This window comes from Microtetraspora sp. AC03309 (assembly GCF_020826795.1).
GTDB classification, from domain to species: Bacteria; Actinomycetota; Actinomycetes; order Streptosporangiales; family Streptosporangiaceae; genus Microtetraspora; species Microtetraspora glauca.
The window spans coordinates 28,910-43,067 of the sequence record NZ_JADDIL010000052.1 but is presented as its reverse complement, the minus strand read 5'-3'; the positions used below and the strand labels follow the sequence as shown (position 1 = coordinate 43,067).

Annotated in this window: 12 protein-coding genes; 4 read left to right on the top strand and 8 right to left on the bottom strand. The window is 71.7% G+C overall.

Going from position 1 to position 14,158, the window contains the following annotated elements; genetic code table 11:
• The first annotated feature begins 64 nt into the window (after positions 1-64).
• A complete protein-coding gene (truA, locus tag IMZ11_RS27215) occupies positions 65-970 on the top strand; it encodes a tRNA pseudouridine(38-40) synthase TruA (RefSeq protein WP_228645282.1) in 906 nt (301 codons plus the stop codon).
• On the opposite strand, the gene IMZ11_RS27210 is transcribed toward truA, so the two are convergent.
• The 3 genes from IMZ11_RS27210 to IMZ11_RS27200 all read right to left on the bottom strand — a co-directional run bounded on the left by IMZ11_RS27210 (position 960) and on the right by IMZ11_RS27200 (position 6,775).
• Positions 960-4,265 (bottom strand): hypothetical protein, encoded by a 3,306-nt coding sequence (locus tag IMZ11_RS27210; protein ID WP_228645281.1) that lies wholly within the window; start codon positions 4,263-4,265, stop codon positions 960-962. The two genes, truA and IMZ11_RS27210, sit on opposite strands and share 11 nt — an antisense overlap.
• Before the next feature lie 110 nt (positions 4,266-4,375).
• On the bottom strand, positions 4,376-5,926 hold the full coding sequence (locus IMZ11_RS27205; RefSeq protein WP_228645280.1) for a hypothetical protein: 1,551 nt from the start codon (positions 5,924-5,926) through the stop codon (positions 4,376-4,378).
• Between the two features lie 39 nt (positions 5,927-5,965).
• On the bottom strand, positions 5,966-6,775 hold the full coding sequence (locus tag IMZ11_RS27200; RefSeq protein ID WP_228645279.1) for a CAP domain-containing protein: 810 nt from the start codon (positions 6,773-6,775) through the stop codon (positions 5,966-5,968).
• Positions 6,776-7,047: 272 nt separating this feature from the next.
• Between IMZ11_RS27200 and rplM the strand changes: the two genes are divergently transcribed.
• Genes rplM through glmM form a run of 3 tightly spaced genes read left to right on the top strand, consistent with a single transcriptional unit; the run spans position 7,048 to position 9,434 of the window.
• Entirely contained in the window at positions 7,048-7,491 is a 444-nt protein-coding gene (gene rplM / locus IMZ11_RS27195) for a 50S ribosomal protein L13 (protein ID WP_061253243.1), read from the top strand.
• 30 nt (positions 7,492-7,521) lie between these two features.
• Positions 7,522-8,043: a 30S ribosomal protein S9 gene (gene rpsI, locus IMZ11_RS27190; RefSeq protein WP_228645278.1), complete on the top strand. Its 522-nt coding sequence runs from the start codon at positions 7,522-7,524 to the stop codon at positions 8,041-8,043.
• A gap of 2 nt (positions 8,044-8,045) precedes the next feature.
• Positions 8,046-9,434, top strand: coding sequence for a phosphoglucosamine mutase (glmM, locus tag IMZ11_RS27185; protein ID WP_228645277.1), 1,389 nt, complete (start codon positions 8,046-8,048; stop codon positions 9,432-9,434).
• 60 nt (positions 9,435-9,494) lie between these two features.
• Here glmM and IMZ11_RS27180 read toward each other — a convergent pair whose 3' ends face one another.
• The 5 genes from IMZ11_RS27180 to IMZ11_RS27160 all read right to left on the bottom strand — a co-directional run bounded on the left by IMZ11_RS27180 (position 9,495) and on the right by IMZ11_RS27160 (position 14,157).
• On the bottom strand, positions 9,495-10,211 hold the full coding sequence (locus IMZ11_RS27180; protein WP_228645276.1) for an ABC transporter permease subunit: 717 nt from the start codon (positions 10,209-10,211) through the stop codon (positions 9,495-9,497).
• Positions 10,212-10,313: 102 nt separating this feature from the next.
• Complete coding sequence (locus tag IMZ11_RS27175) at positions 10,314-11,267, bottom strand: ABC transporter ATP-binding protein (RefSeq protein WP_228645275.1); 954 nt, start codon at positions 11,265-11,267, stop codon at positions 10,314-10,316.
• Positions 11,264-12,130: an ABC transporter permease gene (locus IMZ11_RS27170; protein WP_228645274.1), complete on the bottom strand. Its 867-nt coding sequence runs from the start codon at positions 12,128-12,130 to the stop codon at positions 11,264-11,266. Before IMZ11_RS27170 ends, IMZ11_RS27175 begins: the two co-directional genes overlap by 4 nt.
• Positions 12,127-13,029 (bottom strand): ABC transporter ATP-binding protein, encoded by a 903-nt coding sequence (locus tag IMZ11_RS27165; RefSeq protein WP_228645273.1) that lies wholly within the window; start codon positions 13,027-13,029, stop codon positions 12,127-12,129. Before IMZ11_RS27165 ends, IMZ11_RS27170 begins: the two co-directional genes overlap by 4 nt.
• 87 nt (positions 13,030-13,116) lie before the next feature.
• Positions 13,117-14,157 carry a DUF389 domain-containing protein gene (locus tag IMZ11_RS27160; protein WP_228645272.1) on the bottom strand — a complete coding sequence of 347 codons (1,041 nt, stop codon included), beginning with the start codon at positions 14,155-14,157 and terminating at the stop codon, positions 13,117-13,119.
• Position 14,158: the final 1 nt, after the last annotated feature.

The window sequence follows — 14,158 nt, the reverse complement described above, 5'->3', positions numbered from 1 at the left end:
CCTTCCGGGATCGCTGGGCCCGCTCTTCGTTTCAGGTACGGCTGGTCGCCTGCCGTACGGGAGGATGGACGTGGACCGAGAAGTTCGGCTGAGGCTCGATCTGGGCTATGACGGCACCGACTTCTCCGGCTGGGCGCGGCAGCCGGAGCGGCGAACCGTCCAGGGAGAGCTGGAAGGCGCGCTGGGCCGCATCCTCCGGCTCGATCCGGCTCCTCAACTGACCGTGGCGGGCCGTACGGACGCGGGGGTGCACGCCCGGGGGCAGGTGGCGCACGTGGATCTCGCGCTTTCCCGGCTCGCGGTCGCCGACACGGCCCGGCACCGGCAGCGTGATCCGGAGACCGACCCCGAGGACGCCTGGCGTGCCAAAGGCGCTCATTGGCTCGCTGCGCTGACCAGACGGCTGGCGGGTGTTCTGCCCCAGGACGTACGCGTTTATGCCGTCTCAGTGGCTCCTGAGGGGTTTGACGCGCGATTCTCCGCTCTGTTCCGGCGATACGTCTACCGCGTCTGTGACGCTCCCGGTGGGACCGACCCGCTGCGGCGGCGCGAGGTGCTGTGGCACAACAGGTCGCTCGACGTCGATCTGCTGAACGCCGCGGCCGGGCGGCTGATCGGCGAGCATGACTTCGCCGCGTTCTGCAAGAAGCGCGAGGGCGCCACGACGATACGCGAACTCCAGCGGCTCGACTGGTCGCGGGGCGAGGACGGGATCATCCGGGCGACCGTCGTCGCGGACGCGTTCTGCCATTCCATGGTCCGCGCCCTGGTGGGCTCCCTGCTCGCGGTCGGGGAGGGCAGGCAGCCCGTCGAATGGCCGGGTCTGGTGCTGTCGAGGGCCGTACGGGAGTCCGGGGTGCACGTGGCTCCGGCGCTCGGGCTGACGCTGGAGGAGGTTCGCTACCCGGTGGGCGAGGAACTGGCCCGGCGCGCCATGGCGACGCGCCGGGTGCGCACGCTCAGCGCGTGACGCGCTTGCCGATCACCTCGGCGGTGTGGTCGCGGAACGCACCGCTGACCGGGCCGAGATCCTGTTCCTTGGCGCCCGGCGTGTGGCCGTCGGCGTAGGTCGCGTAGCTGAACACGATGTAGCGACCCCACACCATGCCCGCGGCGTAGCCGCCGGAGATCGCCACGCGCTCGGCGCCGCTGCCCGTGTCGCCGTTGAGCCCGCGGAACCAGAGGTTGCCGCTGAGGTTCTTGGCCTTGTCGACCGCGAGGGCCGCGTCCTTGGTGGGCAGCACCGCGATTCCGGTGGTCACCGCGTAGTGCTGCTTGGCGTCCACGTAGGTGGCCCGGAGGACCCTGCGGCACTCCTGCTGCTTCAGCGCGTCGGCGAAGGTGCCCGCCGCCGCCTGCTCGCAGCTGTCGGTCATGCTGACCTTGACCCGTTTGAAGCTGCGCCCGGCGAGGGTGATCCGCGCGTCCGGGAACGTCTCGGCCAGGGTGAGCTTGCGCGGGTCGGTCTCCTCCGAGTCGAGTGGGGCCGCGGTGTTCACGTTCGTGCCGCCACTCGCGCTCGTGCTCGTGCTCGGCTGTGCCGCCGGGGTGGTGGCCGCGGGGGCGCCGCTGGTCTTCGGGGGCGCGCCGGCGGCCGACGCGTCCTCGGGTTGCCCGGTGTACGCCAGGAAGGCGGCGGCGCCGATGGCCACCACAACGATTCCCGTGCCGGCGCCGAGCAGGATCTTCTTGCCTGTGCCGGAGGAGCGCCTGGCGGGCGGAGCGGGCGGTGGGACGAACGGGACCGGAAGGTCGCCGGGAGGCCGGCCCTGTTCTGACGCGAGCAGTACGGGGCTCGGCGAAGGAATGACCGGCATGACCGGCATGGGCGGCGACGCCGGGCCCGAACGGGCCGGAAGGTGCTGGTGGCCCGCCGCTTCGGCCTGGAGTCCGACCGGCTGACGCGGTCCGGGGGTCTCGTCGGCCTGGCCGTGTCCGTTCGGGGAGCCGGAGTCCTGGTCCGGGCCCGAGTCGTACGCCGTGCCGGGTTGCCGGGGACCCACGGCCTCGCCCTGAGAGGGCGGTGTGAGATCCGAGACGCCGGGCAGAGGCCGGGCCAGCGGCGGTTCGCCGGAAGCCTCCGGAGGCTGGGGCGGGAAGGATTCGCCGTCCGCCGGGTCGCCGGTGTCCGCGTCGGCGGGTGGCCGGGAGTGGTCGTCAGAATGCTCGCCCTCGGGGTCCTCCCCGGGAGCGGTGGATCCGGGTTCGGTGGCGTCGGCACGCGCGGCGGTTCCGGGGGCGTCCGGGGCAGGGGACTCGTCCGGCGGCCAGGGTGCCCGTGCGCCGCTCAGGGGCGCGTCGGGCGCCGGGGTCGCCTCACCGGGCAGCCTGGGCGGCCACACGGGGACGTCACCGGGCTCCGCGGGCCTGAAGGACCGGGCAGGAGCCTCCCGGGGAGCGGGCGGCCTGAGAGGAACGGTCGGTCCCTGCTCGCGGGTCACCGGCGAAGCCTGCTCAGAGAGATGGGCGGGCCGTTCCGGCGCGGCCGGGTCATGCGCCGGGTCATGCGCCGGGTCATGGCCGGGGTCATGCGCCGGGTCATGGCCGGGGTCATGTGCCGGGTCGTGGCCGGGGTCATTCGCCAGGTCATGGGCCGCCGTGGGAAGCGGGCGCTCCTTCGGGTCCGCGTCGGTGACCGGTCCCGGTGTCGCGACCGGTTCCGCGGTGCCCGTCGGAATCGGCTCCCGCTCCGGCCAGGGCCCCGCTCCCGGGGGAGACGCGGGCTCCGCTTCCACGGGCGCGGCACCGGGCGGTGAACCAGGCCGGGCCGCGGGGCCGGGGGCGGGCTCGGCCGGAGTGTCGCCGGACAGGTCGTCGCGGACCGCCGAGGCCGACCAAGTGGCCATGGCCGACGCCTGCTCGTGCCAGGCTCCGAAGTCACCTGGTTGCCCGGCCTCTCCGGCCTCATCTCCGGCGTGGTCGACCTTCCCGGATTCCGGGCCGCCGAGCCGGCGACGGTCACCGGACGTCCCGGATTCGGGACCGCGGGGCCCGCGAGGGCCACCAAGCCGCTCGGCGTCGCTGGATGTCGTACGGGCGGTGAGTTCGTCGGGGCGCTCTCGCGGGCGCGTCGCGTCCTGTTGGGCGTCGAGGTGCTCCTCTGGCCGTCCCCGGTCGTCCGGTAGCGCTTCCACTCCGCGCTCCGAAGGTTCGTCGGCCTGGGAGGGCTGTGCCGTTCCCTGGCCCTGCCGCTCGGCGGGGAGGGGAGCAGGCCCGGGCGGCGACATGGGCACGGTCCGAGGCGCCGGATGCATGGGGGATGCGGCGGCCGGAGTCGGCGTGGGTGCGACGGGCGGCGCGGGTGGCCTGGGCGGCGGAGCCGTATGGGGCGTGGTGGGAGGTGCCGGACGAGTGCCACCCGGCGTGCCGTACGTGCTCTCCTCGCTGCCGGCAGGCGACTGCTGGGTGTCGGGGAGAGGCTGGTTGCCGGAAGCCGACGGCTGCGTGCTGGGAGGCGGCTGGTTGCCGGAAGGCGACGGCTGGGCGCCCGACCGCGCGGCCCCGGCGTTCCACGAGCCGGGACGTCCCTGGCCGGTGGGGGGAACCCACGGCTTGGTGACGTCGATCGCGGGGAAGTCGATGGTCTCGAACTGATCCCGCTCGGGATTCTCCCGGAACGAGCGGCCGCTTTCCTGCGGTGCCGGTGTTCCCTGCGATGCCTGCGGTTCAGCGGGTGCCGGCGTTCCTTGGGGTGCCGTGCCCCGGCCGTCCGGCCGAGCGGTCGCGGTGGGTTCGGTGACCGCGCCGAAAGCGGGCGGCGGACCCCACTGCGGGGTCTCGGCCGGGGACGGCGCCTGCTCCGCGGGCCGTTCCCCGGTGGGCCGGCTCGCCTGCGCCCATGGGGACCAGGGCGGCTCTCCGGCCGCGCTCTCCATGGGCCCGGTTCCGGCCGGGCGAGGAGTTCCACCGGGGGTCACCGCTCCCGGACGCTCGGGACTTTCCCGCGCGTCACGGACGGCGTCGGACGTGAGGTCGTGGGTGCTCTCGTGGACGGTTTCGGCACGCGAGCGGGACGCCTGTCCCGCGTCGGCGGTGTCCTGACCGGACGGGGCACCACCGGGGGTGGTGTTCCGCGATCCCTCGGGCGACGCAGGCTCGTCCGCCGCGTCGTGGGGGCGGGCGAACCAGTCGTAGCCCGACGGTGTCTCGCCGGGTACGTCACCGGCTGTCTCGTCGGGATGGCCGAAGCTCGGCGGTGGCACAGCGGGTGCCGTCGAGCCGTCGGCGCCGTGTTCGTGCTCGGAAACGGGATCCTGGCCACGCATATGCGGAAGCGTATCGGCGTAGACGAGATCGTCGTGCCGCTATGGGCGTTTGTGCGCAGCCCCCGGGAGGTGTTTGTCCAGAAAGATCGGCGGAAAGATGGTTTCGCGGATCAGCTGCGTCCTCCGGTCAGGGACCTCGTGTCGAGAGCAGGGAAGACGGTCTTCTCCGTGATGTCCATGGCTGCCTGGTAGAGGCGCTTGAGTTCGGTCTTGCTCGGGTTGTGGCCGTCCTTGAACTGGAACCACAGCAGCACGGTGTAGTGGCCGTGGATCCAGCCGCCCGCGTACGCGTCGCCCGTCCCGAGGAACTTGGTGATGTCGTCGGTGCCCGGCAGCGGCTTGAGGAAGTCCTGCCGCTCCTTGCCGCCGCCGGCGGACGCCACCTTCTTGGCCGCGGTGGTGGTCTTGAGGTTGGCGACGCCGACCGTCCCGATGATCGTGCCCTTGGAGTCCCGGTAGCTGGCGCGGATGAGCTGCGTGCAGCGGCCGTCCTTGAGAGCCTTCGTGATCTTCGTACCGGACACGCCGTCGGCGCACTTCTTCTCTTTGTTGACCTTTGTCCGGAGGTAGGACCGGGTGCCGCTGGTGACCTTCTTCTGGCCGAAGAGTTCCGTGGCGGTGAGCGGGGACTTGTCGGTCGTGCGCGAGCCCGCGTAGCCGTACTTGCTCGTGGGGCCGGTGGAGACCATGGGCGTCGGTGTGGGCGTGGGAACCGCGCGGACCGGCTGCTCGCGGCTCGCCGCGACCCACAGACCCGCGAAGAGGGCGGCGATCAGCGCGAGACCGGCCAGGGCGAGCACGAGAGGGCGCCGCCAGAAGGGGACCGGTCCGTAGGGGTCCCACGGCGGTTCCGACGACTCGGCGGCGGCGCGCCGTTCGGCGCGAGGCGGTTCCCCGGAGGCGGGCGACTGCCGGCCGAGCGGATCCCCGGGGAGGGAACCGCCGCTCTCGGGGCCACCCGGCTGCGGATGTCCGGTGGGCTGCCCGCCCGGCGGCGGGCTTCCGGGCGCGAAACCGCCACCCTGCGGACTGGCTGAGGCGAATCCGCCGCCCTGGGGGCTTCCGGGGGCGAATCCACCGCCCTGGGGGCTTCCGGGGGTGAATCCGCCGCCCTGGGGGCTTCCGGGGGCGAAACCGCCGCTCTGTGGACTGCCCGGCGCGAATCCACCGCCCTGCGGACCGCCCACCGCGAAATCGCCCGGCTGCGAACCTCCGGCCTGACCGGTCGCGCCGACCGCGCCGGGGGCGGAACCGGCGGGTGCCCCCTCCGGCCGACGGCTCTCGCTCAGCGGGCTTCCCGGTTGCGCGCCTCCCGGCCCCCAAGGCGAGGCGCCCGGTTGCGCGCCGGTGTCCGGGCCGCCCGACGGAGTGCCTCCAGGCCCCCGGCCTCCGGCCGCGCCGTCTGGCTGCGACGGCCCCGGTCCCCAGGTTCCGCCCTGCCCGCTCTCGGGCTGCCCGCCCGGCTCCCAGCCTCCCGATTGCGGCCGCGCCTGCTGCGCGCCGTCCCGCTGCGGCCGGCGCCATGGGTCGAACGCCGCGGCGTCCTGGCCGGACGCGGGTCCGTACGGCGCCTGGCGGCGCTCGGTGGGACGGTCGGTGGTCGGCGGCTCGCCCTGCGGGAGGTACGGCTGGCGGTATGGCTGGTCGCCGGGATAACCCATGCGCTGAGATTAGCCGCGTATCCCAGCACATGAGGAAAGTCAGGAATAACCGAAGTCCTGGGTCCACCAGGGTCCACCAGGCCCCATGTCGACCCCCACACCGGTCGCGACCAGGCTGCAGTTGAGGATGTTGCGCCGATGACCGCTGCTGGCCATCCAGCCCTGAATCGCCTCGCGGGCGGTGTGGTAACCCCGGGCGATGTTCTCCGCGCCGCCGTCCTGGTAACCCGCCGCTTCCATGCGGTCCCACGGTGAGCGGCCGTCCGGCGAGGCGTGCTCGAACGCGTTGCTCGCGGCCATCTCCCGCGAATGCTGCCGGGCCGACCGGACGAGGCGCTTGTCGATCCGCATGGGGGCGCAGCCCCGCTGGCGGCGTTCGGCGTTCGCCAGCCGGATGACCTCGGACTCCAGGCTGGTGAGAGCGGCCGTTCCGCCGTCCGTGCCCCCCGTGTCACCGCCTGTCCCGCCTCCGGCGGCGCCGGACTCGTCGCCGTACCCGGGGGCGAAGGTGTTCCACTGCGATCCGCCGTCCGAGCCGTCGATCATGGTGGACGGTTTCCTGGTGGGCGGCCTGGTCGTCGGGGTCGCCTGGGCGGCCGCGGGCGGCTCGCCGGCCCGCGCCACGTGGTCGAGCGGCGGACGGTTCCGCGGCGACGGCCCCGAGGTCTTCGTGGGTGAAGGCGTGGGTTCGGAGTTGCGGAGGTAGACCTCGTCGACACCGCTCCGGGAGCTGACCCTGCCGATGACGACGCCGGCGAGCAGAAGTGTGACAGCGCAGGCGAGCAGGCCAACGTGAGCGCCGCGCCGGGGCGTCCGTTGGGGGTGCCGGGTGTGAGGGGTCTGCCACATACCGCAGTCAAATATAGGGATGTGAGGCGATGAGGATGAAGGGGACTGAGGGATTGGATTTCCGTGTCCCGGCGTTCCGGCCCCCGTTCCGGGCGGCGCGTTTTGACCTGAGGCGCTGGGGCGGGTAACCTGCTGATTCGTTGTGTGCACTGGTCCTTGGCGACCCGTGCACGGCGCGTCCGGCGTCTTCTCCCATGCATGTGGAGACGGGAGGTTGCCGCCGTGTCTGCGCAACCTACCGTGAGTTCACATTTCCGACAGAAGGCACTGCCGTGCGCACGTTCTCACCCAAGCCCAACGACGTCGAACGTCAGTGGTACGTCATCGACGCCACCGACGTCGTGCTCGGCCGGCTGGCCAGCCACGTCGCGACCCTGCTCCGCGGCAAGCACAAGCCGATCTTCGCCCCGCACGTCGACACCGGTGACTTCGTCATCGTCATCAACGCCGACAAGGTGGCCCTGACCGGCAACAAGCTCGAGCAGAAGAAGGCCTACCGTCACTCGGGTTACCCGGGCGGTCTGCGTTCCGTGACCTACGGCGAGCTCATGGAGAAGCGCCCGGACCGCGCCGTGGAGAAGGCCGTCAAGGGGATGCTCCCCAAGAACGCCCTCGGCCGGAAGATGGCGAAGAAGCTCAAGGTCTACGCCGGATCCGAGCACCCGCACCAGGCCCAGAAGCCGGTGTCCTTCCAGATCAGCCAGATCGCCCAGTAATCGCCGAGCCAGGAAAGTAAGAGGAGAACCGTGGCCGAGCCCAACGGTATCGAGACGCTCGTCGAGGGCGAGCAGGACGAATTCTCGTCCGAGGAGTTCCCTTCCGAGTACACCACCGAGTCCGCGCCCAGCGCTGACGCCCCCGTGCGCCGCCCCATCACCACGGGCAACTCGTACGGCACCGGCCGCCGCAAGGAGGCCGTGGCCCGCGTCCGCATCGTGCCGGGCACCGGCAAGTGGACCATCAACGGCCGCTCGCTGGACACCTACTTCCCGAACAAGGTCCACCAGCAGATCGTCAACGAGCCCTTCGTGACGCTCGGCGCCGAGGACCAGTTCGACATCATCGCCCGCATCGACGGCGGCGGCGTGACCGGCCAGGCCGGCGCCCTGCGCATGGGCCTGTCCCGCGCGCTCGCCATCCTGGACGCCGAGACCAACCGGCCTCCGCTCAAGAAGGCCGGCTTCCTGACCCGTGACGCCCGGGCCAAGGAGCGGAAGAAGTACGGCCTCAAGAAGGCCCGCAAGGCTCCGCAGTACAGCAAGCGTTAGCAGTGTCTCCGGAGCCCGCAAGCGACTCCTTCAGGGGGCGCCTTTTCGGCACCGACGGGGTACGTGGGGTCGCGGGTCGCGACCTCACCGCCGAGCTCGCCATGGACCTGTCCGTGGCGGCTGCTCATGTCCTCGGCGATGCCGGGGCGTTCCACGCGAGCGTCGGGCGGCGCGGCCGCCCGATCGCCGTCGTAGGCCGGGACCCGCGCGCCTCAGGAGAGTTCCTGGAGGCCGCGGTGGTCGCCGGCCTCGCGTCGTCTGGCGTGGATGTGCTTCGGCTCGGCGTGCTGCCCACCCCGGCGGTCGCGTACCTGACCTCAGCTCTCGGGGCCGACCTCGGGGTGATGCTCTCCGCGTCGCACAACCCCGCCCCGGACAACGGGATCAAGTTCTTCGCCCGTGGCGGCTTCAAGCTGCCCGACGCCGTGGAGAACGAGATCGAGGAGCGGCTCGGCGAGAAGTGGGACCGGCCGGTCGGCGCCGCCGTCGGCCGGGTCCGTGAGGCGTACGGCGAGGCCGACCGTTACGTCTCGCATCTGCTCGCCACCCTGCCGCATTCCCTCGACGGCCTGCGGGTCGTCGTCGACTGCGCTCACGGCGCCGCCCACATGGTGGCTCCCGAAGCGCTCCTGCGCGCGGGGGCCGCGGTCGAGACCATCGGCGCGGCTCCGGACGGGCTGAACATCAACGACGGCGTGGGCTCCACCCATCTGGGCGAGCTCAAGAAGGCCGTCGTCGAGCGGGGGGCCGACGTCGGCATCGCCTACGACGGCGACGCGGACCGCTGCCTCGCCGTCACCGCCAAGGGCGAGGAGATCGACGGCGACCAGATCATGGCCGTCCTCGCCGCCGGCATGCACGCCGAGGGGCGGCTGGTCAAGGACACCGTCGTGGCGACCGTGATGTCCAACCTGGGCTTCAAGATCGCGATGCGGGACGTCGGGCTGACCATGGTGGAGACCGCCGTGGGCGACCGGTACGTCCTGGAGGCGATGCAGGCGGGCGGCTTCATCCTCGGCGGTGAGCAGTCCGGGCATGTGATCATGCTCGACCACGCCACCACGGGTGACGGCCTGCTCACCTCGCTGCACCTGCTCGCGCGGGTGGCTAAGTCGGGCGCCTCGCTGTCCGATCTCGCCTCCGTCATGACGAAGCTGCCGCAGGTGCTCGTCAACGTGCGGGACGTCTCCAAGGCGAAGGCGCGGTCCTCGGCCGAGTTGGCCGCCGCCGTCGCGGAGGCGGAGGCCGAGCTGGGTGACGGGGGCCGGGTCCTGATCCGGCCGAGCGGTACCGAGCCCATGGTCCGGGTCATGGTCGAGGCCGGGTCGCACGACCAGGCCGAGGCCGTCGCCAACCATCTCGCCGAGGTCGTCCGTACCTGCTGCGCGTGAGTCTGTGAACGCGTGTGGCCTCCGCCGTCCGGCGGAGGCCACACGCGTTTCCGGCCGAGGTCACTCGTCGCCGGTCAGGGACAACCCGCGCAGGCGCTGTCCGGCGATCAGCAGGGCGACGACGGTCACGATGACCATCGCGGGTACGGCGAAGCCGATCGGGACGTCCGCCTTGAAGAACGCGGACGACGACACCTGGTCGGCGATCGACTGGGCCCACTGCTGGATGGAGAACTTGCGCGCCCCGGGCACGTAGCCGCCCACCAGGCCCTCCCATACCAGGGCGTAGATGACTCCCACCGTCACCGCGTGCCGGGTCACCACGCCGAGAAGAAGGAACACCGCCGCGTACGCGACGCCGGCGAACAGGGCGCCGAGGGCGAAGCCGTACGCGACGCCCGACTCGGTCCGCACCACGAGGAACGCCGCGATGAACGTGGGCACGGCGGCGAACACCGCCATCAGCGAGGCGGCCACCACGAACTTCGTGAAAGTGATCACTGGCCGGGAGATCGGCTTGGACAGCAGATGCATGATCGTGCCGTCCTCGATCTCGGGCGCGATCACGCCGGTCCCGGCGATGAGCCCGAGGAGGGGCAGGATCGTGCCGATCGCGAACGTCTTCATCAGCGTCACGGCCGTGTCCTCGCTGGACCCCCCGATCAGCCGGAGCAGCCCGGCGACGCCGATCAGGGCGAGCGGCAGCAGCACGAGCAGCAGGATCCGCTTGCGGCCGAGCATCGCCCGGTACGTGATGTCAGCTACGACGGTGTTCATTGGTCTCGCTCCGCTCGACTGCTCCGGCAGTCCTTCGCACGCTCGCGAATGGAGTCCGGTGAGATACGTTTCCGCGTGTTCGTCCGGGCGGTCCCGGTCTGATCACGCACGGGGCTGGATGAGGTAGGAGAAGACGCTTTCCAGGTCCTCGTCGGTGGGGGACACCTGCCAGAGGCGGACCCCCGTGTCGCGGGCGACCCTCGGGAGCAGTCGCGTGAAGCGGGCGAAGTCGAGCGCCTGCACCTCAAGCCCGTTCTCCGTCAGGGAGACCGCCCCGGACGAGGGGTCGGCGATCAGCGCGGCGGCGAGCCGGCGGTCGTCGCTGGAGCGGACCCGGAACAGGTGCGGGCGGTCGGTCATCCGCCTGCGGATCTCGCGGTAGTCGCCGGAGGCGGCGTGCCGGCCGGCGACCATGACCTCGATCTGCTCGGCGACCCGCTCCACCTCCTCCAGGATGTGCGAGCTGAACAGGATGGTCCGGCCCTCGGCGCCCATCCGCCTGACGAGCTCCATCAGGTGGAGCCGCTGGCGGGGGTCCATGCCGTTGAACGGCTCGTCGAGCAGCAGCACCCGCGGGTCGTGGACCAGCGCGGCCGCCACCTTGACCCGCTGCCGCATGCCCTTGGAGTACGTCTCGATCCTGCGGTCCTTGGCGTCGGTCATCTCGACGAGGTCGAGGGCGCGCGTGGCGGCCCCCGCCGGATCCGGCAGCCGGTGCAGCCGCGCGGCGGACAGCACGAACTGCCACCCGGTCAGGAAGCCGTAGACGCCCTCCCGCTCCGGCACCAGGCCGATCTGGCGGTAGATGCCGTGGTTGCGCCAGATCGGCTGCCCGGTCAGCGTGGCGGTGCCGTTCGACGGGGCGAGGAATCCGGCCATGATGTGCAGCAGCGTGGACTTTCCCGCGCCGTTGGGGCCGAGCAGGCCGGTGACGCCGGGTCCGATCGTCATCGTGACGTCGTTGACCGCGACGACGTTGCCGTACCAGCGGGAGACCCGGGTCAGCTCCACGACGCCCTCACGGGTGGCGACGGCGGGAACGGTGGTGACCGTCATGAGGAGGCCGCCTTCCGGTAGCGCATGATGAGTCCGGTCAGCGCGAGGGCGATCACGGCCACCAGGATGAGCGCCGGCCACGGTCCCGCGGGGTAGCCCTCGCCGTTGGACGGCTCGGTGCCGAACAGCGCCACCTGTACGGAGTCGATGAGGAAGAACGGGTTGACCAGCAGGGCCCACTTGGCGGCGGCGTCCCTGCCGACCGACAGGAGCACGCCGAAGAACACCGCGGAGACCGCCGAGGTGAACAGGTAGAACGCGATCACCGACGCGACCCCGAGCCCACGCCTCGGCGTGAACGACGCGAGGGCCAGGCCGATCGAGGCGAGCAGCACGGCGGCGAGGAGCGCGCACACCATCGAGGCGATGTAGTCGCGGGTGTGCGGCGGACCGGGGAGGTCCACCAGCAGCTCCCCGGCGTACAGCACGGTCAGCGGGACGGCCAGCAGCAGGAACAGCGCGACCGTCATGGCCGCCAGCTTCGCGCCGACGTAGTCGAGCACGGTCACCGGCCGGGACAGGTACAGCGGCAGGACGCGGAACCGAAGGTCGGGAGCCACCAGGTACGGCGACTGCGCCGCGAGGAAGATGGCGAGCACCGCCTGCATGGTCACGGCGTACGAGGGATAGCCCATCGCGTTCTGCTTCAGCAGGGCCATGACGGCGATCGACACCACCACGGGCAGCAGCATGATCGCCACGAGCAGGAACGGAATGATCTTGGAGCGGGTCGTCCGGCCGAGGCCGAAGACGCCGCGCAGGCTGTGCACGGCGAGGGCCAGCGCGGCGCTCCCGCGGCCGAGCCGGGGTCCCTCGTAGTGCCGGTAGCCGATGTCGTGGATGATCGCGGTCTGCTCGGTCATGCGGCCGGCTCCCTGAAGACGTCCTCGATGCGGCCGCGACGCTGTTCGAGCCGGACGAGGTTGAGGTCGAGATCGCAGACGGCGTCGCGTACGGCGTCGAAGGTGTCCTCCGAGCGGACCTGGACGGTCAGGACGCGTCCTTGTACGGCCACCGCCTCGCCGAGCTCGGCCAGCCGTGCCGCGAGGGGTTCGAGTCCCTCCTCCACCTCCACGGCGATGGCCTGCGTGGCCTGGGTGAACTCGCCGATCGCGGACGAGCGCAGGAGCGCGCCCCCGTCGATCACGATGACGTGGTCGCAGACCCGCTCCAACTCGCCGAGCAGGTGGGAGGTCACCAGCACGCTGATGCCGAACTCGGTGCCGATGCGCCGGATCAGCGCGAGCATGTCGTCGCGGCCCTGCGGGTCGAGACCGTTGGTCGGCTCGTCCAGGAAGACGAGTCGGGGATCGTGGACGAGGGCCTGAGCCAGTTTGACCCGCTGCCGCATGCCCGTGGAGTAGCCGCCGATCGGGCGATAGCGCTCCTCGTGCAGGCCGACGTGCCGCAGGATGTCGGCCGCGCGCTCGCGGGCGGCGGTGCGCGGCAGGCCGGACATCTGGGCCATGTGCACGATGAACTCGGTGGCGGACACGTCGGGTGGCAGGCACTCGTGCTCGGGCATGTAGCCCACGGCGCGGCGGATCTCCGCGCCGTGCGTGGCGGCGTCCATGCCGAGCACCTCGGCCCGGCCGGACGTCGGCGGGAGCAGGCCGAGCAGAATCTTGATCAGCGTGGACTTCCCGGCGCCGTTCGCGCCGACGAGCCCGGTGACGCCGGTCCCGGCCGTGACCGTGAGCCGGTCGAGTGCCGTCACGCGGGGGAAACGCTTGGTCAGACCCTCGGTTGCGAGGATTGTCATGATCCGGAGACTACCCCCGTGACACCGGCCCGGTCCTCCATCAGGAGGAGGAACCGCGCGTCATACCGTGGCGGGGCCGCCTCGTCTTCAGGTGCCGGTGCCGGTGCCGGTGCCGGTGCCGGTGCGGGTGCGGGTGCCGAGCCGCCGGTCGTGCTCGTGCTCATGCTCGTGCTCATGCTCGTGATGTACGTCGGCGACGATCGGTATCCGGCGGCCGTACCGGTGCCAGAGGAACCGCTGGACGAGCAGGGTGGCGGTGCCCGCGGCCACCATGCCGGCGATGTTGACGGCGAGCTGGGCGAGCGAGTGGCCGACCGCGTCCCAGCGGCCGAGCGCCATCGCGACGGCCATGTATCCGGCGGCGGGCACCGTGGTGACCGAGATGAAGACGCCGACCAGGGCCGAGGACTTGCCCGCGGTGATCGAGAGCACCCCGGCCGCGCCCGCCAGCAGGGCGACGATGAACGACCACTTGTCCGGCGTGACGATGAACCGCACCTCGTCGTTGTGCTGGAGCATGTCGAGGGTGACCCAGCCGATGGCGCGCGACACGAACGCGCAGGCGAACGTGACCGCGATGGCGACGGCGAATCCGACGACCAGCGTCCGGGACGCGACGGCGATCAGCCGCGGGTCCCGCCGCAGTAGCCCGAAGCAGACGGCGGCCACCGCGCCGAACTCCGGGCCGAGCACCATCGCGCCGACGATGAGGATCTGCGAGGGGATGAGCACGCCGATGCCGGCGATCTGCGTGGCGATCGCGAGGAAGGCGAGGAACGCCCAGGTGATCCGGGAGTCCGCGGTCACCCGCTGGGCGAGCTGGTCCCAGATGACCGCGTCGTCGCCCTCGCCGGGGGCCTGCTCTTCCGCCTCCTCGGCGGCGCGCGAGATCGACAGCTCGATGTTGTCGATCGCGATCGAGCCGTCCTCCTCCAGGCCGAGGCGTTTCAGCTCCTCGATCAGGTCGTTCGCGGCCTCGCGCGCGACGTCGAACAGCAGCACGTCACCCGCCGGTCGACGCGCGGCCTTCGGCATCAGCACGACGTTGGCGACGCCGGTCGCCCGCTCTATCGTCTCCAGCACCCGGTCCGTACGGTCGGCCGGGCTGATCACGCGCAGGTGCAGCACG